20 protein-coding genes are annotated in these 21,269 nt (G+C 43.8%); 4 read left to right on the top strand and 16 right to left on the bottom strand.

Annotated features, from left to right (window positions below; genetic code table 11):
* The first annotated feature begins 101 nt into the window (after positions 1–101).
* Positions 102–1,082, top strand: a complete 981-nt coding sequence (locus NLX67_RS04255; protein WP_046179914.1) for a peptidylprolyl isomerase — start codon at positions 102–104, stop codon at positions 1,080–1,082.
* 31 nt (positions 1,083–1,113) lie between these two features.
* On the opposite strand, the gene yhaM is transcribed toward NLX67_RS04255, so the two are convergent.
* Positions 1,114–2,058 carry a 3'-5' exoribonuclease YhaM gene (gene yhaM / locus NLX67_RS04250; protein ID WP_046179915.1) on the bottom strand — a complete coding sequence of 315 codons (945 nt, stop codon included), beginning with the start codon at positions 2,056–2,058 and terminating at the stop codon, positions 1,114–1,116.
* Positions 2,059–2,195: 137 nt separating this feature from the next.
* Between yhaM and NLX67_RS04245 the strand changes: the two genes are divergently transcribed.
* Complete coding sequence (locus NLX67_RS04245; RefSeq protein ID WP_254310524.1) at positions 2,196–2,381, top strand: YhzD family protein; 186 nt, start codon at positions 2,196–2,198, stop codon at positions 2,379–2,381.
* A gap of 40 nt (positions 2,382–2,421) precedes the next feature.
* On the opposite strand, the gene NLX67_RS04240 is transcribed toward NLX67_RS04245, so the two are convergent.
* The 3 genes from NLX67_RS04240 to NLX67_RS04230 all read right to left on the bottom strand — a co-directional run bounded on the left by NLX67_RS04240 (position 2,422) and on the right by NLX67_RS04230 (position 4,790).
* Positions 2,422–3,195 carry an enoyl-CoA hydratase gene (locus NLX67_RS04240; RefSeq protein WP_254310523.1) on the bottom strand — a complete coding sequence of 258 codons (774 nt, stop codon included), beginning with the start codon at positions 3,193–3,195 and terminating at the stop codon, positions 2,422–2,424.
* 82 nt (positions 3,196–3,277) lie between these two features.
* Positions 3,278–4,417 (bottom strand): DUF445 domain-containing protein, encoded by a 1,140-nt coding sequence (locus NLX67_RS04235; protein ID WP_254310522.1) that lies wholly within the window; start codon positions 4,415–4,417, stop codon positions 3,278–3,280.
* Between the two features lie 109 nt (positions 4,418–4,526).
* On the bottom strand, positions 4,527–4,790 hold the full coding sequence (locus tag NLX67_RS04230) for a metal-sensitive transcriptional regulator (protein WP_046179918.1): 264 nt from the start codon (positions 4,788–4,790) through the stop codon (positions 4,527–4,529).
* A 274-nt stretch (positions 4,791–5,064) separates the two neighbouring features.
* Here NLX67_RS04230 and NLX67_RS04225 point away from each other — a divergent pair, with 274 nt between their 5' ends.
* Positions 5,065–5,271: an alpha/beta-type small acid-soluble spore protein gene (locus NLX67_RS04225; protein WP_046179919.1), complete on the top strand. Its 207-nt coding sequence runs from the start codon at positions 5,065–5,067 to the stop codon at positions 5,269–5,271.
* Between the two features lie 76 nt (positions 5,272–5,347).
* On the opposite strand, the gene fumC is transcribed toward NLX67_RS04225, so the two are convergent.
* The 11 genes from fumC to NLX67_RS04165 form a co-directional block, all read right to left on the bottom strand.
* On the bottom strand, positions 5,348–6,739 hold the full coding sequence (gene fumC, locus NLX67_RS04220; protein WP_254310521.1) for a class II fumarate hydratase: 1,392 nt from the start codon (positions 6,737–6,739) through the stop codon (positions 5,348–5,350).
* Between the two features lie 109 nt (positions 6,740–6,848).
* Positions 6,849–8,294, bottom strand: coding sequence for a glycine betaine ABC transporter substrate-binding protein (locus tag NLX67_RS22990; RefSeq protein ID WP_309143107.1), 1,446 nt, complete (start codon positions 8,292–8,294; stop codon positions 6,849–6,851).
* Positions 8,295–8,439: 145 nt separating this feature from the next.
* A complete protein-coding gene (locus NLX67_RS04205) occupies positions 8,440–9,555 on the bottom strand; it encodes an ABC transporter ATP-binding protein (protein ID WP_254310520.1) in 1,116 nt (371 codons plus the stop codon).
* A gap of 264 nt (positions 9,556–9,819) precedes the next feature.
* Complete coding sequence (leuD, locus tag NLX67_RS04200) at positions 9,820–10,419, bottom strand: 3-isopropylmalate dehydratase small subunit (protein WP_046180028.1); 600 nt, start codon at positions 10,417–10,419, stop codon at positions 9,820–9,822.
* A 14-nt stretch (positions 10,420–10,433) separates the two neighbouring features.
* Entirely contained in the window at positions 10,434–11,846 is a 1,413-nt protein-coding gene (gene leuC / locus NLX67_RS04195) for a 3-isopropylmalate dehydratase large subunit (protein WP_254310519.1), read from the bottom strand.
* A gap of 99 nt (positions 11,847–11,945) precedes the next feature.
* Positions 11,946–13,055, bottom strand: a complete 1,110-nt coding sequence (leuB, locus tag NLX67_RS04190; RefSeq protein WP_254310518.1) for a 3-isopropylmalate dehydrogenase — start codon at positions 13,053–13,055, stop codon at positions 11,946–11,948.
* A gap of 49 nt (positions 13,056–13,104) precedes the next feature.
* Positions 13,105–14,121, bottom strand: a complete 1,017-nt coding sequence (ilvC, locus tag NLX67_RS04185; RefSeq protein WP_046180025.1) for a ketol-acid reductoisomerase — start codon at positions 14,119–14,121, stop codon at positions 13,105–13,107.
* 38 nt (positions 14,122–14,159) lie between these two features.
* Positions 14,160–14,684, bottom strand: coding sequence for an acetolactate synthase small subunit (gene ilvN, locus NLX67_RS04180; protein WP_046180024.1), 525 nt, complete (start codon positions 14,682–14,684; stop codon positions 14,160–14,162).
* On the bottom strand, positions 14,681–16,420 hold the full coding sequence (gene ilvB / locus NLX67_RS04175) for an acetolactate synthase large subunit (protein ID WP_082091531.1): 1,740 nt from the start codon (positions 16,418–16,420) through the stop codon (positions 14,681–14,683). Before ilvB ends, ilvN begins: the two co-directional genes overlap by 4 nt.
* 398 nt (positions 16,421–16,818) lie before the next feature.
* On the bottom strand, positions 16,819–18,486 hold the full coding sequence (ilvD, locus tag NLX67_RS04170; protein ID WP_046180023.1) for a dihydroxy-acid dehydratase: 1,668 nt from the start codon (positions 18,484–18,486) through the stop codon (positions 16,819–16,821).
* A gap of 241 nt (positions 18,487–18,727) precedes the next feature.
* Positions 18,728–20,686 (bottom strand): transglycosylase domain-containing protein, encoded by a 1,959-nt coding sequence (locus NLX67_RS04165; protein WP_254310517.1) that lies wholly within the window; start codon positions 20,684–20,686, stop codon positions 18,728–18,730.
* Between the two features lie 79 nt (positions 20,687–20,765).
* On the opposite strand from NLX67_RS04165, the gene NLX67_RS04160 reads away from it, so the two are divergent.
* Complete coding sequence (locus NLX67_RS04160; RefSeq protein ID WP_254310516.1) at positions 20,766–20,957, top strand: hypothetical protein; 192 nt, start codon at positions 20,766–20,768, stop codon at positions 20,955–20,957.
* A 31-nt stretch (positions 20,958–20,988) separates the two neighbouring features.
* Here the strand turns inward: NLX67_RS04160 and NLX67_RS04155 are convergent, their stop codons facing one another.
* Positions 20,989–21,168 carry a twin-arginine translocase TatA/TatE family subunit gene (locus tag NLX67_RS04155; protein ID WP_046180020.1) on the bottom strand — a complete coding sequence of 60 codons (180 nt, stop codon included), beginning with the start codon at positions 21,166–21,168 and terminating at the stop codon, positions 20,989–20,991.
* Between the last annotated feature and the right edge of the window lie 101 nt (positions 21,169–21,269).

The following is a 21,269-nucleotide window of genomic DNA, read 5'->3' as shown; positions in this document are numbered from 1 at the left end:
CTCTTTTTAAAAGACGGGTCTTTTCTTTTCCCAAGCCGTTAACTGTGTTATAGTTGTCTGTGGAATAGAGATTAAATGAACATTAGGGAGTTGTTTTTTGCATGAAGAAATGGGCATTACCATTATCGCTTGCAGCGGGTGTACTCGTACTTTCAGGCTGTGGCAATAGTGAAGGAAACGTTATCGCCACATCAAAAGCAGGCGACGTAACTGATATGGAACTATACGCGGAAATGAAAGACAAATACGGTCCGCAAATGGAGCAGGCGCTGCAGGAACTCATGCAGAAAAAAGTCCTCTCTGACAAATATGAAGTGACAGATGAAGAGCTGGATAAAGAAGTAAAAACGGCTAAAGAGCAATTGGGCGACCAGTATGAAATGTTCTTGTCTCAATACGGTCTTGACGAAGACGGTTTTAAAGAGTTCTTAAAGCTTGAGCTTCTTCGTGAAAAAGCAGCGCTTGCTGACGTGAAAGTAACAGATGCCGAAGTACAGGAATATTACGATGCATGGCAGCCCGACATAAACGTCAGCCATATTCTCGTTGCAGATGAAGCCAAAGCAAAAGAAGTAAAACAAAAATTAGCGGATGGCGGCGACTTTGCGGCGCTTGCGAAAGAATATTCAACAGACCCTGGTTCAGCTGAAAATGGCGGCAGCCTTGGCTGGATTGATAACGCCGGCCGTGCACAGTTTGTTCCAGAATTTACGGAAGCACTCGGTACACTGAAAGTAAATGAAATAAGCGAACCGATCAAATCGGACTACGGCTACCATATTATTAAAATTACCGATCAAAAAGAAAAAGGATCATTTAAAGATTTGAAAGACCAAATGACCGAAGAATTAAAGCAGTCTAAAGTGGATGCAACTGCTTCGCAGGAAAAACTTGACGAAGAAATGAAAGCAGCGGATGTAAAAGTAGAGGACGAAGACTTTAAAGACGCATTTAAAGCAGACGAAGCAGCTCCAACAGAGGAAACGCTTCCGACTGAAGAAGGTGCAACTGAAGGTGACGCCGCTCCAACAGAAGAACCAGCAGCTGAAGATGACGCAGCCGCTACAGAAGAAGCAAAATAAGCAAAAAGCACCCGTAATGGGTGCTTTTTTGTTAATTTGAAAAACGCGGTTTATAAAACGAACGGTTATCCAGCGGAAAAATCCGCTCAGAAAACTCGCCCGGTTTTGTACGGTCAAGCGCACGGTCAAGCATATTCATTTTTGCATCAAGGTTATCGATGTAATGCAGCATTTCCGCTTCTTTAACCATCGGCGGCTTCGGGCTTCCCCATTCCGCTTTTCCATGATGGGACAGGACGATATGCTGCAGCACCATCACTTCTTCCCCTTCAATGCCAAGCTCTTTTGCCATTTGACCAATTTCATTGACCATAATCGAAATATGGCCAATTAAGTTCCCTTCAGCTGTATACGTTGTGGCAACCGGTCCCGACAGTTCTGTCACTTTACCGAGGTCATGCAAGATCACACCCGCATACAGTAGGTCACGATCAAGCGATGGATAAAGATCAGCAATCGATTTAGCCAGCTGAAGCATGGACACGACATGATAGGCAAGCCCCGACACGAACTCATGATGATTTTTCGCCGCTGCCGGGTACTCAAGAAATGGCTGATGATATTTTTTCAAAAGCGCGCGGGTAATGCGCTGAATGTGCGGATTTTTCATTTCAAAAATAAACTGGGTAATCGTCTCAGTCATTTCTTCCTGACTAAGTGGTGCTGTTTCGACAAAATCGCCTGCATCCATCCCGTCCTGCGGCGATGCCGGGCGAATTTGCCGAAGTTTTAACTGCATACGCCCCCGGTAATTTTGAATGTCCCCTGCCACTTTTACGATCGTTTGCGGCATGTACATTTTGACTGTCTCGTCTTTTGCATCCCACAGCTTCGCCTCAATTTCTCCACTTGTATCTTGGAGCATAAGCGTTAAATATGGATTGCCGTTCACAGCTGTACTTTTCACCGCTGAACGAATCATTAAAAAGCAGTCAACGCTTTCACCTGCTTCATATTGTGTAATTCCTTTTTCCACTGCATTGTCCCCCTCGTCCACTACTCAATTTCTTTTTATTATATCATAGATCATACGTTCTTTCCGTTTTCTTTATGCTTTTTTCTTTCGTCCTTATTGTATACAATGATTGTATAGCAAATAAGGGGGAAATCCTATTGAAAACATACACGCTGACGATATTTGAAAAAAACGGTGAAAAATTACTTGACCATTCTTTTGAAGCATTATCAGATGAGGAAGCAAAATCACGCGGCTCACAGCTGCTGCAAGAACATGGTAGTGAAGAAAAAACACATCGCTGTACATCACCCGAAGGAAAGTTGTTGCTTTTTCACACTTGATCATAAAGAAGGCGCATTCAATATTTGAATGCGCCTTCTTTTATTGATTAAAAATGGGTTTTCTTTTTTCCAAAAATGCCCGGATCCCTTCTTGATGATCCTCGCTTTCCCGCATTTTCAACTGGCCCTGCTTCTCAAGCTCCAGCGTTTTTAACAACTGCGGCCTGTTTATGTCCGCCATAATTTTTTTTGTTTTAATCATCGCCTGAATCGGCTTTTGATATAGCTCTTTCATTAAGTAGGCCACTTCCTGCTGCACAGCGCCAGGTGCAACAGACCTGTCGACAAGTCCCATTTCCGCTGCTTCAGCTCCGCTCATCACTTTCCCATCCCAAATGACTTTTTTTGCTTTTACTGCCCCAAGCCGGCGTTCCAGCATAAAGTGGCCGCCTCCATCCGGAATTAGACCAATTCCGATAAAGTTCATCGCAAGCTTCGAGTCTGTTTCGCATAAAACAAAATCCGCTGCCAGTGCAATGCTTAAGCCAAGTCCAGCCGCTGCCCCATGGATAGCCGCAATTGTCAGCTTTGGCATCGAATAAAAACAAAGGGCAATATCGGAAATCGTATCCATTACAGATGGAAATTGCACTTCATCCATCGCTGACAGCATTTCTTTTATATCCCCGCCTGCTGAAAAGACAGGGCCTTCCCCTGACAAAACGACAATATCGACGTCATCATTCCGGCTTACCTCTTTTAAGCAGCAGCACAGTTCTTTCATCATTTCCGTGTTGAGGGCATTCATCGCACTCGTACGGTTCAAACCAATGTACGCTGTTTCCCCTTCGATAGAACAAAGCACATATTTCATTTTGTCGCCTCCCCTTTTACTCCTTTATCATACAAAAAATGAACAATTATTCATAGTATTTTGAATAAAAAGACGTCTCTTATTAAGTCGGGAATGCCATCAAAATAACTGCCTGCAAAATACCGATCAAGCCGCCAAGCAATGCGCCTAGCCATGTAATCATTTTTAATTCGCGGTGGGTAATATCCAGAACAATCATTTCCAGCCGCTCCGTTGAAAATGTTTCAATCTGCTGCCGGACAATGTCAGCAATTTTTAATTTTTCCATCATAGATGGAATACGCTTCGCCATTTTTGTAATACCTTTAGCAGTCAGTTCCGGAATGAGTGTACTGGTCACTTTTTCTTCAAATGGTACCGCATAAGCGGATAACGGCTGATTTAAAAATGTTTCAAGATCAAGCTGGCCTGCAACAAACTTTTTCGTTTTTTGCATTGCTTTTTCATCCGAAAATTGCTCTAATACATCTGCCCACTTCCATTCAACCACTTTGTCCCATTCACTTTTCAGCATCGTATCAAGCAAATCCTTCGTTCCCGGACTTGTTAAAAATTTAACAATTTCCGGACGAATTTTATCTTCGAGTGATGTGTTCCCAAGCACCATTTGAATCATGCTGCCGAATTTGCCCCATTCTGCCAAAAAGTCATCCGTCATGCGCTTCACCCGGTACCGTCCTTCTTCGCTGGAGAAGTAATCGGCACTTTTGGTTAAAATATAAGCGGAAACGTTCGGAATTTTTTCTTCCGCTTTATCAAGCCATTCTGCCGGCAGTGACTCTTTCACTGTCTGATCAACGTAAAAATCTTTAATAGCTGTATACTTTTGGTCGATCCATTCATTCATCCGCGCTTCAAGATTCGCACCGGCATTTGAGAAATGCGCTTTTTGAAGAATTTCTGCGATTGTTATATCAGATTGCATCCATTTTTTCGCTTCTATTTGCAAAAAAGCTTCTATTTCTCCACGAACCTCGGGTTCATTTAATTTTTGTTCAATGCTCTCCGGTGTCAGCAAATGCTCATCGACAATTTTCCCGATTTGACGAGCCAGCTCAGATTTTCGCTTTGGAATTAAGCCGGGTGTAAAAGGCAAGCGCCATCTGCCGATATAACGGGCATTATGCGGCCTAAACAGCATGCGAATGGCGACTGCATTGGTTACACCGCCAATGACCGCACCAATGATGCCCATAAATAAAACAAACCAAAATTTATCCAACGTTAATTCCCCCTTTCTTCACACGAAAAACGATGCTGATTCCGGATGGGAACAGCATCGTGTCATTATGTAATCAGCGGATCATTTCTGCGCTGATTGCCGTTTTACTTTATCTGCTTTTCACAAGCATATTGACTGCTTCTTGAATCGCCTCATCTGCATTTTGACCGCCTTCATGCGCGTCACGAATACAGGATTCAAGATTTTGTGCGACAATCAAGCCGATTGAACGATCAACAGCGGAACGAATGGCAGATAGCTGTGTCACCACTTCACGGCAGTCTTTTTCTTCTTCCACCATTTTGATCACGCCCCGTACTTGTCCTTCAATACGGCTCAGACGATTTTTCACATCGCGGTTGTACGTTTTCATTGTCTATCTCTCCGTTCTGATCTCCTCATTCATTTATGCATAAAAAACTGTATCAATAGTATAGCACAACAATTGTAAAAACGCTTGTGAGAGGCGCTTCTCCCTTCCTTTGCAGGAAACAACTACCTGTGTTTAGCAGGCATAAAGAGCTTTATTCAATACATACTAGTAACACAATCACATCGGGTCGCTATCCGGCAGTCCGGACGATCTTATCGAGGCGGTGCAACTCCGTCGGTACCCGACCAACTATAATAAAGGGAGATGAACAGCAATGTCTAATCGCAGCGGAGGTCGTAACCAACTACTTGCACCAGGAGCTCAACAAGCAATTGATCAAATGAAGTACGAAATTGCATCTGAATTCGGTGTACAATTAGGTGCCGATGCAACATCTCGTTCTAATGGTTCAGTAGGCGGCGAAATCACAAAACGTCTTGTACAAATGGCTGAACAGCAATTAAACGGTCTTCAAAAGTAATAAACGGTCTTCAAAAGTAATCTTATGAAAATGAAGCCGCCTCAAGAGCCCAGCTTTTGAGGCGGCTCTTTCGTTATTATTCCTTCTTTTTAGAAGGCACATTGACCATTTGTTGAGGATCGATCCATTTATCATACTCTTTTTCCGTTACATATCCGGATGCAATCGCTGCTTCTTTTAAAGTAGAGCCCTTTTTATGTGCTGTTTTGGCTATTTCCGCCGCTTTTTCATAGCCAATGTGCGGATTCAGCGCTGTCACAAGCATCAATGATTGCTCCATCAATTCTTGAATAACATCAAGGTTTGCTTCTATGCCTAAGGCGCATCGTTCGTTAAATGATGTGATACCGTCTGCTAAAAGACGAATGGACTGTAATGTATTGTACACGATAACCGGCTTAAATACATTCAATTCAAAATTCCCCTGGCTTGCTGCAAATCCGACTGCGGCATCATTGCCGAACACCTGGACGGCAATCATCGTCAGCGCTTCACTTTGGGTCGGGTTCACTTTTCCCGGCATAATAGAGCTGCCTGGTTCGTTTGCCGGAATTGATAGTTCCCCAAGTCCGCTTCTCGGGCCGCTTGCAAGCCACCTGACGTCATTAGCGATTTTCATCACATCTGCTGCGAGCGCTTTTAACGCACCGTGTACATATACAATTTCATCATGGCTCGTTAGGGCGTGAAATTTATTTTCTGATGAAACAAATGGGAAGCCTGTTTGTTTTCGTAAATGACTGGCCGTAATATCACCGAATGATGGATCTGCATTGATTCCTGTTCCGACAGCTGTACCGCCGATTGCTAAATGAAGAAGGCCTTTTTTCGACTCATTAATCATTTCCTTACTGCGGACGATCATATGGTGCCATCCGGAGATTTCTTGCCCGAGCGTAAGCGGGGTTGCATCCTGCAAATGGGTGCGTCCGATTTTAATCACATTCATGAATGCTTTTTCTTTCTTCTTGAATGTTTTTTTCAGCTGCTTTAATGCAGGCTTTAATCGTTTTTCAATCTCATTATAGACCGCAATATGCATCGCTGTTGGAAATGTATCATTCGAGCTCTGGGACATATTTACGTCATCGTTTGGATGAATAAGCCCTTCTTGCCCGGCAATTTCTGATGCCCTTCTTGCCACAACTTCATTCACATTCATGTTTGACTGTGTACCGCTTCCTGTCTGCCAGACAACAAGCGGAAAATGCTCATCCCATTTTCCTTGTAAAATTTCATCGCATGCTTCAATGATTGCGTTCATTTTTTGTTCAGGCAGCTTTCCAAGCTCACCATTTGCTGCAGCAGCTGCTTTTTTCAGCTGTGCAAACGCATATACCATTTCAATCGGCATTTTTTCTATACCGATTGGGAAATTTTCCAAGCTTCTTTGCGTCTGTGCCCCCCAATATTTATCTGCCGGCACCTTCATTTCACCAATCGTATCATGTTCTATTCGAACATCCATTATTCATTCCTCCTTAAAATGCTGCTCGTTACACTTTTCCCGTTTTTCATCGCTTCATGCCGTCAAAACAAAAAAATCCGCTTCGCTAAGCGAAACGGATTTTTTTTCATCAATCGATCAATCCTTCTTCTTTTAAAAATTCTTCTGCTACTTCTTCATATTTTTTGCCGTCCAAATCGACGCGTTTGTTTAATTCCTGCATGCGTTCGTCGTCGATCTTGCCAGCGAGCATGTTAAGCACTTCCTGAAGTTCCGGATATTCTTCCAGTATCTCTCCACGTACAATTGGAACAGCATAATAAGGCGGAAAGAACTTCTTATCATCTTCTAATACTTTCAAATCAAATGCTTGGATACGTCCATCTGTCGTGAATGCATCAATGGCATCCACTTCATTGTTTTTAATCGCGCTGTACATAATACCTGTATCAAGTGTCTGCGTTGATGCAAAATTAAAGCCATAAACTTCCTGCAAACCGGGATAGCCGTCAGCTCTTTCTAAAAATTCCGGCTCTGAGCCAAAACGCATATTGCCGGCATATGGCTGCAGCTGAGAAATTGTCTCAATTCCATATTTTTCTGCATCCGCCTGGCGAATCGTCACAGAATATGTGTTATTAAAACCGATCGGATCCAGCATTTGAAGATTAAATTCTTCATTGAAGCGGTCTTTTACATAATCGTATACATCGTCAGGGTCATTGCTGTCAATTTCTTCTTTTAAATAGTTTAGCAAGATTGTTCCCGTATATTCAACAGACATATCATAAGAACCTTGTTTTAATCCGTCAAATACACCAGCAGATCCGCTGATAAAGGATTCGTAATTCACATTTAAGTCTGTTTCTTCCTCAATTAATTTTCCATACACATGCACAAGAATTTCTTGCTCTGTAAAAGACTTTCCTGTAATTGTAATCGTGTCCTCCGCTTGTCCCCCACCAATAAACGGCCAAATAACCATACCAATAAACAAAAGCGCTGTTGCGCCGGCAATTGCCAGCGTCATTTGACGACCTCGCTTGCCTTTTTTCTGCAATGCTTCTGTTGAGGAATTGTATTCAATTCTTTTTAATATAAAATCAAGAATAATGGCAATAAGCGCCGCCGGAATCGCTCCTGCTAAAATAAGTCCTGAATTATACGTCTGCAATCCGCGGAAAATCAAGTCGCCAAGACCACCCGCTCCGATAAGACCGGCAATGGTTGCTACTCCGACAATAAGCACTGTGGCTGTTCTTACACCACCCATAATTACTTTCATTGCAAGCGGCAGCTCGACCATCCATAGCACTTGCCGGCTTGTCATGCCCATTCCGACTCCTGCTTCAACGGTCGACCGGTCGACCCCTGTAATGCCAAGATACGTATTCCGCAAAATTGGAAGCAGGCCATAAATCGTCAACGCAATAATAGCGGGTGCTTTTCCAGTACCGATAAAAGGAACAAGAAACACGAGTAAGGCTAAGCTTGGAATGGTTTGAAAAATGGCTGTAATGCCGATGATAGGTTCGGCGATTTTTTTACGGCGGGTTAAATAAATTCCGAGAGGCACGGATATGAGGATCGCAAGGCCAATTGAAATTAATGATAAATATAAATGTTCAAGAATAAGCTGCCATATTTCAGTCCATCTTGTTGTAAATGCATTAGTTGTTTGAGCAATTAAATTGAACGTAAAAATACGTCATCTCTCCTCCCTAGACAAATTGATTCGATATGTGGCGTACGATACTGGCACGATTAATAATGCCCTGTACCCGGTTTTCTTCATCCGTTACAATGATAAAACTAATCGGCGATTGGTTAATCATTTCCAAGGCCGTTTCCGGATCTTCGAGATTATTGATAACGGGCACTTCTACTTTTTCAATGTCGCGCAGCGTAATCTCTTCGTTTATATATGATTTTTGCAAGTCCCAAATACCTACAACCCCCTGATATCGCCGCTGATTATCAACGAGAATTAAGCTGTCGACACGTTTTTGCCGCATCATTTTTAATGCAGCTGCAACTCCTCTTTCTGGTGATGCTGTAATGGGGGACGTCATTAACAACTCCAATGCCGGCAGAGAAATTGAATCCTGCTGCATCCGATCTTCACCGATAAACTGTCGAACGAAATCATTGGCTGGATGTCGAAGTATTCGTTCTGGTGTGTCAAGCTGCACGACAACACCGTCCTGCATGATGCAAATCCGATCGGCAATTTTTAACGCTTCGTCCATATCGTGTGTCACAAATACAATTGTCTTTTTAATTTCGCTTTGCAGCCGAACCAATTCATCCTGCAGCTGCTCACGGCTGATCGGATCAAGCGCGCTGAACGGTTCATCCATTAAAATAATGTTTGGCTCCGCCGCCAGCGCCCGAATTACACCAATTCGCTGCTGCTGCCCGCCTGACAGTTCAGCTGGATACCGGTCCCCAAAAACGGATGGTTCCAGTCCCACAAGCTCCATCAGTTCATTTACTTTTTCCGCGTACTTCACTTCTTCCCATTTCTTTAACTTTGGCACGAGACCGACATTTTCTTTAATTGTCATATGCGGCATTAAGCCGATTTGCTGAATGACGTAGCCGATATCCCGCCGGAGCTGAACCGGATTGATTTGGGAAATACTTTTACCATCAATTGTAATGGATCCGCTTGACGGATCCATTAAGCGATTGATCATTTTCATCGTCGTCGTTTTCCCGCAGCCGCTCGGACCAATTAGGACAAACAGTTCCCCAGTTTCTACCTTTAAATTAATGTGTTTAAGCGCTTCGAATCCATCTGCATATTTTTTTGATACTTCTTTAAACTCAATCAAAGCACACACCTCCCTCTATGTCTTTTTCCCTACTGGAATATATCTAAAACATAGAATCTTAATTTTTTTGTCATTTCGGTCATATGGGTTTAAGGTGTCTCACCTGAGGGAACCTTATACATAACAAACTAAAGCATGAGGTGAACGGAATGTTGAGAACAATTTTAATGGTCATTGGAGCAATTGTAGTAATATCATGGATTATTTCCATGCTGTAAAAAATAAAAAAAGACCTTTCCAATTAGTGGAAAGGTCTTTTTTTATTTAACTGTATTGTTTCCCATACACTTTTTCTTCAAACTGACCAATACGCTCTTCGGCTGACAATGTAACCGAGATTTCATCCCAGCCGTTTAAAAGCATCTTTTTCCAGTAAGGATCAATATCGAAATGAGCAGTAAATCCACTATCATCTGTTACAGACTGTTCTTCAAGATTAATATGAAGCTTAAAGCCCGGCACAGATGCGCGTTCAAGCAGTGTTTCCACTTCTTTATCTGCTAGTTTCACAGCCAAAATGCCGTTTTTCACACTGTTATTGTAAAAAATATCGGCATAGCTTGGCGCGATAATGATGCGGAATCCGTAATCCAAAAGCGCCCATGGAGCATGCTCACGTGAGGAGCCGCAGCCAAAATTTTCACCGGCAACTAAAATTTCAGCATCCGCAAATTTCGGATCGTTTAAAATAAAGTCTTCGCGCTTGTTACCATCATCATCAAAGCGCCAGTTGTAAAAAACAAATTGGCCAAAGCCTTGGCGTTCGATGCGTTTTAAAAATTGTTTCGGAATAATTTGATCAGTATCAATGTTTGTCCGGTTAATTGGACAAACAACACCTGTAAATTGATTAATCGGCTCCATGAATTCTCCTCCTTTTATTGATTTACGCCAGATAATTCGCGAACGTCTGTAAAACGACCCATAACTGCTGCCGCTGCCGCCATCGACGGGCTGACAAGGTGTGTACGTGCGCCATTCCCTTGGCGCCCTTCAAAATTACGGTTTGATGTCGATGCACAACGTTTGCCCGGTGGTACAACATCGTCATTCATGGCAAGGCACATTGAGCACCCAGATTCACGCCACTGGAATCCAGCTTCTATAAATATTTTGTCAAGCCCTTCTGCTTCCGCCTGGTGCTTCACCGTTTGAGATCCCGGCACAACAATCGCTGTTACATGGTCTTGTACTTTACGGCCTCTTGCCACTTCTGCCGCTGCGCGTAAATCACTCAATCTGGAGTTCGTGCATGAACCGATAAAAACATAATCAACTGAAATATCTGTTAATTTCGTGCCGGCTTCAAGACCCATATAATCGAGTGCAAGGCGAACGGATTCTTTGTCTGCTTCGCGATCGAATTCGTCTGGGAACGGAACAAATCTGGAAATGCCACTGCCCATAGATGGGTTCGTGCCCCAAGTCATTTGCGGTTCAATGTCTGCTGCATCGATTTCAAGTGTTTTGTCGTATGTTGCCCCTTCATCTGTCGCAAGAGCAAGCCAGCGCTTAGCCGCTTCTTCAAATTCTTCCTCCGACGGTACATACCGGCGGCCGCGTAAATATTCAACAGTTGTCATGTCCGGGCTGACAAGACCTGCGCGGGCACCCGCTTCAATCGACATGTTGCAAATTGTCATGCGCTGTTCCATTGAAAGTGCACGGATTGCTTCACCTGTGAATTCCATGACGTAGCCTGTACCGGCATTAACGCCAAATTTTGCGATAATCGCCAAAATAATATCTTTTGACTGAACACCAAAGCCTAATTTGCCGTTTACTTTGATTTGCAACGTTTTCGGTTGCTTTTGCCAAATCGTCTGCGTCGCAAGAACGTGTTCAACTTCACTCGTTCCAATACCAAACGCAAGTGCACCAAATGCACCATGTGTCGATGTATGGCTGTCGCCGCAGACAATCGTTTTACCTGGCTGTGTAAGGCCAAGTTGTGGCCCAATGACGTGAACAATCCCTTGATCCGGATGATCAATATCAGCGAGTTCAATGCCAAACTCACGGCAGTTTTGCTCAAGCGTCTGCATTTGTATTTTAGAAATCGGATCATTTACAATATGACGGTTAATGGTTGGGACGTTATGGTCCATTGTGGCGTATGTTAAATCAGGACGTCTCACACGGCGTCCTTTCATGCGCAATCCTTCAAATGCCTGTGGCGATGTAACTTCGTGGACAAGGTGCAAATCGATATAGAGCAGATCTGGTTTCCCTTCTTCTCTGCTAACAACGTGGTTTTCCCATATTTTTTCGATAACCGTTTTTTTCGTCATGTTACAGCCCCCCTCTTATGTACATTTTGATAAAAAACGAGGACCCCGCCTTTCCCTGCCATTATTTGCAGGAAAAGGCTGAATCCACGCGGCGTTTCTTTACATGTAAACAACTTCATTTGCAGAAGCAGGTGCTTCATCTGCAATACGTTCTGTGACAAGCTCAATCATTTTATCCGTACCGACAACCGTACTGCCTTCAATTTGCAGATCCGGTGTGCAATATCCATCATTTAAAACAGACTGCACAGCGCGTTCAATCGCTTCACCTTCTGAGCGCATATCGAGCGAATATTTCAGCATAAGCGCTGTTGATAAAATCATCGCCAGCGGATTGGCCTTGTTTTGGCCGGCAATGTCCGGCGCTGAGCCATGAACCGGCTCATACAGCCCAAGCCCGCTTTCTGATAGACTCGCAGATGGAAGCATGCCGAGTGAACCGGTGATCATTGACGCTTCATCACTTAAAATATCGCCGAATAAGTTTTCCGTCACAATCACATCAAACTGTCCTGGACTTGAAATAAGTTTCATTGCTGCAGCATCAACATACATATGGTCTACAGTTACATCCGGATAATCCGCTGCTTTTTCGTTGACGATTTCACGCCACATACGGCTTGACTCCAGCACGTTTGCTTTATCAACTGACGTGAGCCGCCCACCGCGCGCTTTCGCAAATTCGAATGCTTTTACAACGATCCGTTCAATTTCTGCCCGTGTATATAAAAGGGTATCGACCACAACCTCATTGTTGTCACCACGGCGTTCACTCGGCTTTCCAAAATAAAGGCCGCCTGTTAATTCGCGAACGATCAGCATATTCACATTTCCGGCAATTTCAGGCTTTAGCGGAGAAGATTGTACAAGAGTTTTAAATGATGGAATCGGACGTAAGTTGGCAAATAAGCCAAGTTCTTTCCGAATCGCAAGCAGGCCGCGCTCAGGACGTTCTGCGGATGGCAGGCTGTCCCATTTAGGACCCCCTACTGCACCAAGCAAAATCGCGTCGCTGCTTTTCGCAAGTGCAAGCGTTGAATCCGGCAGCGGCGTCCCGTGCGAATCAATCGCCGCACCTCCAATATCAGCATATTCCAACTCAAATTCGTGGCCAAAGCGTTTTCCAACCGCTTCAAGAGCGGATGCGGCGCCTGATGCGATTTCCCGGCCAATCCCGTCGCCCGGCAAAATGGCAATTTTCTTCTTCACGTAAATCCCTCCGTCGCTTGAAATAACTTCTTTAAACAATGAAAAACTTTTAGTTTTTAACGCTTGCTGCTTGTTTGTTTTGTTGAATGAACGGCATCAATGCACGAAGCTCTTTTCCGACAACTTCAAGCTGATGCTCGCTTTCGCGGCGAGTGATCGCTGTAAATTCCGGACGGTTCAATTGGTTTTCCTGCAGCCAGCCTTTAGCAAATTTACCTGTTTGGATATCTGTTAATACTTCTTTCATACGTGCTTTTGTTTCCCCTGTGATAACGCGTGGTCCTGATACATAGTCACCCCATTGTGCTGTATCAGAGATTGAGTAGCGCATGCCTTCAAGGCCGCCTTCATACATAAGGTCAACGATCAATTTCAATTCGTGCAGGCACTCAAAGTAAGCAATTTCCGGCTGGTATCCAGCTTCAACAAGTGTTTCAAATCCAGCTTTTACAAGCTCAGCTGTACCGCCGCAAAGAACGGCCTGCTCACCGAATAAATCTGTTTCTGTCTCTTCACGGAATGTTGTTTCAAGAATACCCGCGCGGCCTGCACCTACACCTTTTGCATAAGCAAGAGCGATGTCTTTTGCCTGGCCTGTTACATCTTGATAGATTGCGAATAATGCCGGAACACCAGCGCCTTGCTCATACGTACGGCGAACGAGATGACCTGGTCCTTTTGGAGCTGCAAGGAATACATCAACATTTGCAGGCGGCACGATTTGGTTAAAGTGAACGTTGAAACCGTGAGCAAATGCAAGCGCGTTGCCTTCTTGAAGCTCAGGCTCGATTTCTGCTTTGTAAACAGCTGTCTGGTATTCATCTGGAAGAAGGATCATGATGATATCCGCTGCAGCACTTGCTTCGCGAACTGTTTTCACATCAAACCCGTCAGCAGTTGCCTGATCAAATGATTTCCCTGGGCGAAGACCAACCACTACGTTTACGCCGCTTTCACGAAGGTTCAATGCATGCGCATGTCCTTGTGAACCGTAACCGATAATTGCTACCGTTTTATTGGAAAGTACCGCTTCGTTAATGTCACCATTGTAATAAACTTTTGTCATTTTTTTCATCCTCCAAAAATTGTTTGATTTTTTTTATTTTAATTTAAAATAGAAAACTGTTTTGATTCCGCTCCAAGACGCTGTGATCCGCGTTTAATTGCTGTTTGTCCTGTGCGAGCTACTTCTTTAATTCCATAAGGACGAAGAAGCTCAATCATCGCTTCGATTTTATCGAAGTTTCCGACAACTTGAATTGTGACGCTGTCTTTAGCCACATCAATGATCGTGGCACGGAATGGTTCGATGATAACATTAATTTCCGCACGTGTCTGCGGTGTCGTCATCACTTTAATGAGAGCAAGCTCACGCGTAACGATTGCCTGCTCGGTAATATCATTTACTTTAAGCACGTCAATTTGCTTATTCAGCTGTTTGACGACTTGCTCAACCATCCGATCATCTTCAACTTGTATGACGAATGTCATTTTTGACACGCCTTCTGTTTCAGTAGACCCGACAGTAATGCTTTCAATATTAAACTGGCGGCGTGTAAATAATCCGGTGATCCTGTTTAATACACCGCTCTGGTTTAACACGGTTGCTGTTACAATTCTTCGTTTCACTGCGGTTTCACCCCGATCATTTCATGAATTCCTTTGCCTGGTGCGATCATCGGGTAAACCATTTCTTTCGGCTTAATGCGGCAATCGATCAAAACAGGCTCATTGTCTGTCAGCGTTTCACGCATTACTTTTTCTGCTTCTTCTTCTGTTGTAACAACATAACCGCGAAGGCCATACGCATCAGCCAATTTTACAAAGTCCGGCTGAACCGGGATCAATGACTGAGAATAACGCTCCTCATAAAACGTTTCCTGCCATTGACGAACCATGCCAAGTGCCATGTTATTGTAAATGATAATTTTAACCGGCAGCTTTAATTCCGCCACAAGTCCAAGCTCCTGCAAAGTCATTTGGAAGCCTGCGTCACCGGCTACCGCCACGACTGTTTTATCCGGCTTTGCGATCTGTGCGCCAATTGCGGACGGAAAACCGAAGCCCATTGTGCCAAGGCCGCCTGATGTAACCCATTGATCCGGTTTGTTAAATCCATAATATTGCGCTGTCCACATTTGATGCTGGCCGACGTCTGTTGTTACAACAGCATCGCCATCTGTAATATCATGAATCAATTTCATAAGTGACTGTGGTGAAATACCATCGTCGTTTTCTGTGTTCCATAGCGGATTCTCTTTTTTATCCTGATCAAGTTTGTCACGCCATTCTCCTGCATTCGGTGCTTCAAAATCCAAGCTAAGGATTTTTTTCAACGCCTCTCTAGCATCTGCAACGATCGGAATATGCGTCGGTACGTTTTTGCCGATTTCAGCTGGATCGATATCAATATGTGCAACCGTTGCATTTTTCGCAAAATGAGCCAGATTTCCGGTTAAACGGTCGTCAAAACGGGCGCCAATGTTAATGAGCAGGTCCGCTTCGTAAAGTGCTGTATTAGCTGCGTGTGTTCCATGCATACCACCCATTCCAAGAAATAATGGATGACTGGCTGGAAAACCGCCAAGCCCAAGCAGCGTATTAACAACCGGAATTTGCATTTTTTCGACAAATTGAAGCAATTCTTCTGACGCTTTCGCATGAAGGACGCCTGCACCTGCCAAAACAACCGGCTTTTTCGCTTGTGCTAATGCGCCGCGCAGCTTTTTCACTTGCAGGCTGTTCGGTTTAAAGTTTGGCTGGTACCCCGGCAAATTCAGTTCATCGACAAATTCCGCGCTGCCTACTGTTTGAGCAATGTCTTTTGGAATGTCGATTAAAACAGGACCTGGGCGGCCGGTTGTCGCAATATGGAACGCTTCATGAACGATTCTCGGAAGGTCTTCCATTGAACGAACCTGGTAATTATGTTTTGTAATCGGCATTGTAATCCCAATCACATCCGCTTCCTGGAACGCATCAGATCCGATGACGCCTGTTGCAACCTGGCCTGTAAACACAACAAGTGGAATAGAATCCATCATTGCATCTGTAATGCCTGTCACTAGGTTTGTTGCACCAGGACCTGATGTTGCTAAAACGACGCCTGGCTTACCAGAAACACGCGCATACCCTTCAGCAGCATGAATTGCCGCCTGCTCATGACGGGCAAGGATGTGACGAATTGGGTTTTTGTAAAGTGCATCGTATAATGGAAGAACTGCTCCTCCTGGATAGCCAAACATTACTTCTACATTCTCGTTTTTTAACGTTTCGATAAATAAGTCAGCACCGTTCTTCGGTTCAGCCGCTTTTTTTGCCTGATCGTCAAACTTCATTTCTGCAGCTTTTGCATTTTGACTCATATTTTTCCCCTCCAAATAATGGTTTGTTGTCCGTATTGGCAAGAGGTTCCTTCTTCACAATGGGTTAAATACCCGTTTTAAAGCAAAAAGAAAAGTCCTTTCACGCCTGCGACTGCCTAAACAGAAACGCAGGGGTGAAAAGACTTTGTTTCTTTCCACGGTACCACCCTGATTCACGAATTTTCTTGCAAAAACCCGCCTTATGAACCGATTACCGGTTCGTTTTGGTAACGGGTGGCCAGCACCCGGCTTTTCCTACTGGATGACGTTCAGAAAAGCACTCAGAGGGGATGTCGCGATTGGATGCACTCCCGGCTCTCAGCTATAACCGGTTCTCTGTGAAATGCAGTTCCTATCACTTTTTCCTCGTCAACGTTTTATATGTTTTGACGTATATATTAAATTTTCATAACTCCACCAGTGTTGGCAGATGTGACAAGCTTAGCATAACGTGCCAGCCAGCCTTTTTTAATTTTCGGCTCCGGCTGTACAAACCCCGCACGGCGCGCTGCTAGTTCTTCATCTGACAAATCGACATTTAATGTGCGGTTTGTCAAATCTATTTTAATTTTATCACCATTTTGAATGAATGCAATAGGTCCACCTTCTGCTGCTTCCGGAGAAACATGACCGATTGAAATCCCGCGTGAAGCACCAGAGAAACGTCCATCTGTCATAAGCGCGACTTTTGTTCCAAGTCCCCGCCCAGCAATGGCTGATGTTGGTGTCAACATTTCCGGCATTCCCGGTCCGCCTTTTGGTCCTTCATAACGAATGACCACAACGTGTCCTTCTCTGACTGTTCCGTTGTTAATATTTTCGATTGCTTCATCCTGTGATTCAAATACAATTGCTTCACCATTAAATGTTTTAATAGAAGGATCTACTGCGCCTACCTTGATTACGCCGCCAAGCGGCGCAATGTTCCCGTACAAAATCGATAATCCACCGACTGGGCTGTATGGATCTTCTTTTGTGCGAATGACCTTCGTGTTTGTAATGTGTGCATCTTTTACATTCTCATAAACAGATTTGCCTGTGATTGTAATACGATCACCGTCAATACCATTTTCAAGTTCACACAGCTCACGAATGATCGCGCTGATTCCGCCAGCTTTATTGACATCGTCCATCGTATAATCGGATGCCGGACTGATTTTTGCCAAGTATGGAATACGGTTGGCTACTTCATTAATACGATTTAAATCATACTCAATTTCCGCTTCATTTGCAATGGCTAATGTATGAAGAACAGTGTTCGTTGATCCACCCATTGCCATATCAAGTGCGAACGCATCATCAATCGCTTGTTTGTTTACAATGTCACGTGGTTTTAAATCATTTTCAATGGCGTTCATTAAATACTGAGCCGCTTCTTTAATCAAGCGATGACGTTCTGGGCTGGTTGCAACGATTGTTGCATTTCCCGGTGGTGTAAGGCCAAGCATTTCCATTAATGAGTTCATGGAATTGGCTGTAAACATACCGGAACAAGACCCGCAAGTCGGACAAGCGTTTGTTTCAATATCAAGCAGCTCTTCCGCTGACATTTTCCCTGATAGATGAGCCCCTACGCCTTCGAAAACAGACGTTAGTGTTAATGGTTTCCCTGTGGATGACACGCCGCCTTCCATCGGGCCGCCTGATACAAATACGGCCGGTACATTTGTCCGTACAGCAGCCATCAGCATACCCGGTGTGATTTTATCACAGTTCGGAATGTAGAACACACCATCAAACCAATGTGCGTTAATTACTGTTTCAGCTGAATCTGCAATCAATTCACGGCTTGGAAGAGAATATCGCATTCCAATGTGTCCCATCGCAATGCCGTCATCCACACCGATCGTATTGAATTCAAATGGAACCCCGCCTGCTTCGCGAATTTCTTTTTTGACCACTTCTGCAAATTTATTAAGGTGAACGTGTCCGGGAATAATATCTATATAAGAGTTGCATACTCCAATAAACGGTTTATGCAAATCTGCTGTTTTCACACCGGCTGCATACAACAAACTGCGGTGCGGGGCACGTTCGACTCCCTTTTTAATCATATCACTGCGCATTGTATCTCCTCCAAGATGATTCACCTTTAAAATTGCCGATTAAATCTGTAAAAATCGTATATTTAATCTGAAAATTAAGTTTATATTGTGGTCAATGATACCCCTCTTTCCATGTTTGGTCAACACCTTTTCTGTCAAATTTTCTGACAAGGTGAAATTATTTTTTTATAAAAATATTTGAAAGCGATTTCTTTTTTTATTTGCATAGTAAAAGCCGGATGTCTCTCCATCCGGCTCTTGTTTAAAACCATTCATTCCATTTTTCAATAACACCATCATACCAATGTTCTTCTGCCGATTCTGCTTGATCATCAATGGCATCTACATCAAATGATGCTTCGCCAATATAAGGAAGAATCTCTTCCACTACTTCTCCGAATAAGGGGACTGCCCCATCTGAACTGTTCGTCGTTAAATAACTCGTTTCGCTTACTTCTTCGACTCCAACCCAGACAGCTCCAACTAAATTCGGTGTGTATCCAACGAACCATTGATCCTCTGTGCCTTCAATCCCTTCAATAGGCACTTGAGTTGACCCTGTTTTACCGGCGATATCCACACCTGATACCTGCGCCCGTTCACCTGATCCCCGTTCAACGACGCCTAAAAGCATTGATGTCATTTGGTCGGTTATTTCTTTTGATGTTACATTGACTTCTTCCGGCTCCCATTCCGGGTCAACTTCACCATCCGGACCGACGATTTTTTGAATGAAAAACGTTTCTTTGCGGACTCCATCATTTGAAAATGTAGTGTATGCTTCCGCCATTTGCAGTGGAGACACGCCAGGTGTTATGTCACCAAGCGCCATTCCTAATTTGGCATTTTCCACTTCCAGACCAAATCGCTTCAATGCGTTTACGCCTTTTGATACCCCTATTTGGTCAAGGAGCCAGACAGCCGGAATATTCGCTGATTTCTCAACCGCCCGGTACATCGGAAGTTCCCCTTCATAAGTACCCCCATAGTTTGACGGAGAATAGGCGCCTTCGCCTTCACCAAACGACATTTCCTTATCGACAAGCATATCTGTCGGTTCGTATCCTTCTTCAAGAGCAGGCGTATAAACAGCCAGCGGCTTGATCGTCGAACCTGGTGATTTTTTCATTTGAGTAGCAAAGCTAAAACCGCGGAATACGTGCTCACCACGCCGTCCTATCACACCAAGAACCCCGCCTGTTTTCGGGTCGACTAACACCGCAGCACTTTGGGAATCTTCTCCACTGACGGTTTCAGGAAAAACCGAGCTGTTTTCATACACCTGTTCAAGACCTGCCTGTACATCCTGGTCCATAGACGTATAAATGTTATATCCTTGTGTTAACAAATCATCCTGTGTTAAGCCGTAACGTGAAATGGCTTCATTAATAACGGCATCTGCATAATGCGCATATTTCCCTTTTAATGGATCACCGCTTGTATCCTTCAGCGTTACGTCCGTATCCGCCGTTTCATTGGCTTCACTCTTCGCCATATAGCCGTGCTTCACCATTTGGTTCAAGACAACTTTGCGGCGTTCAAGCGCGTTATCCATATGATCAATTGGATTATATCGCGATGGCGCTTTAACCATGCCTGCAAGCATTGATGATTCAGCACGTGTTAATTCTGATACATCTTTGCCGAAATATTTTTTTGACGCATTTTGAACGCCCCATGCTCCATTCCCAAAATAGCTTGTATTCAAATACATTTCTAAAATTTCTTCTTTTTTGTACACTTTTTCAATCTCAATTGCGAGGAATAGCTCTTCTACTTTCCGGCGATATGTTTTTTCCGGAGACAGCAGGGCATTTTTTGTCAGCTGCTGGGTAATCGTACTCGCTCCCTGCACCCGTGACCCCGCCATAACATTTGTGAAAACAGCGCGAAAAATGCCTTTCACGTCAAATCCCCCGTGTTCGTAAAAACGGTTGTCTTCAACAGCAACAATTGCTTCTTGCAAATGTTCCGGCATTTTTTTAATAGATACACTGTCTGTCCGGTTAGCGGAAAGCTTGCTTGCTTTTTCCCCATTCCGATCGTAAATAATGGTCGATTGCGACAATCCCTGCTTCAACGTTTCCACATCAGCAGATTTCATAAAATAAAAGCCAGTGCCGAGCCCCGCCAAAACCACGATCGCAGCAAGCAAAATAACCATTTGGGTCAGATGAAATTTCCGCCAAAGGTTTTGAATTATTCTGATGACTACTTTCATTATGTCTTGTTCCCTTCTTCATGATACGTGCGACCTTTTCTCATTGTAAGCACATTTCGCCAAATTGCAACGAATATGAATGAAAACCGGCTTATCTGCCTATACGAATCAGGCGTATAAAAAGTTGCATTCTATTTATCCAGAACTTCACACAGAAAAAATGGATTCAGAACATGCTTATGTGAATCGCCGGCTCGATCAAAATTGTCCTGAGAAAACCGTAGATCATCAAGCTGTCGAAAACGGATGCTTGATCGGCATGATAGATTAAAAAATGAGCAGCGGATAAATCCGCTGCTCGTTTATTTTGAATCTATTTTCTTTTTCTCATCATTGTCATCGTCCATGACATTTTTCATCCCCCGCTTAAATTCATGCAGCGTCTGTCCGGCTGCGCGGCCAAGCTGAGGCAGTTTTTTTGGTCCAAATAACAACAAGGCGACAATTAAAATAATAGCGACTTCGCCAAATCCAAGATTCATGATGCCAGTCCCCTTTTCTTTATATGTGCCTTTTCATTATAATCGAAAAATTGTTTTTTGAACATAAAAGTGAAAGCGGACATATGTCCGCTTTCACCATT

This window comes from Domibacillus sp. A3M-37, assembly GCF_024213455.1.
GTDB lineage: Bacteria > Bacillota > Bacilli > Bacillales > Domibacillaceae > Domibacillus > Domibacillus tundrae.
This window is presented reverse-complemented; position numbering and strand designations above follow the sequence as displayed.

Coding starts and splice junctions, on each gene's coding strand:
- fumC (WP_254310521.1), bottom strand. CDS start 6,739: ATGGATGTTCGAATAGAACATGATACGATTGGTGAAATGAAGGTGCCG.
- NLX67_RS04255 (WP_046179914.1), top strand. CDS start 102: ATGAAGAAATGGGCATTACCATTATCGCTTGCAGCGGGTGTACTCGTA.
- NLX67_RS04165 (WP_254310517.1), bottom strand. CDS start 20,686: ATGAAAGTAGTCATCAGAATAATTCAAAACCTTTGGCGGAAATTTCAT.
- leuC (WP_254310519.1), bottom strand. CDS start 11,846: ATGACGAAAAAAACGGTTATCGAAAAAATATGGGAAAACCACGTTGTT.
- NLX67_RS04155 (WP_046180020.1), bottom strand. CDS start 21,168: ATGAATCTTGGATTTGGCGAAGTCGCTATTATTTTAATTGTCGCCTTG.
- NLX67_RS04240 (WP_254310523.1), bottom strand. CDS start 3,195: ATGAAATATGTGCTTTGTTCTATCGAAGGGGAAACAGCGTACATTGGT.
- ilvB (WP_082091531.1), bottom strand. CDS start 16,420: ATGAGTCAAAATGCAAAAGCTGCAGAAATGAAGTTTGACGATCAGGCA.
- NLX67_RS04160 (WP_254310516.1), top strand. CDS start 20,766: ATGAAAACCGGCTTATCTGCCTATACGAATCAGGCGTATAAAAAGTTG.
- ilvD (WP_046180023.1), bottom strand. CDS start 18,486: ATGCGCAGTGATATGATTAAAAAGGGAGTCGAACGTGCCCCGCACCGC.
- NLX67_RS04225 (WP_046179919.1), top strand. CDS start 5,065: ATGTCTAATCGCAGCGGAGGTCGTAACCAACTACTTGCACCAGGAGCT.
- NLX67_RS04230 (WP_046179918.1), bottom strand. CDS start 4,790: ATGAAAACGTACAACCGCGATGTGAAAAATCGTCTGAGCCGTATTGAA.
- ilvC (WP_046180025.1), bottom strand. CDS start 14,121: ATGACAAAAGTTTATTACAATGGTGACATTAACGAAGCGGTACTTTCC.
- leuD (WP_046180028.1), bottom strand. CDS start 10,419: ATGGAGCCGATTAATCAATTTACAGGTGTTGTTTGTCCAATTAACCGG.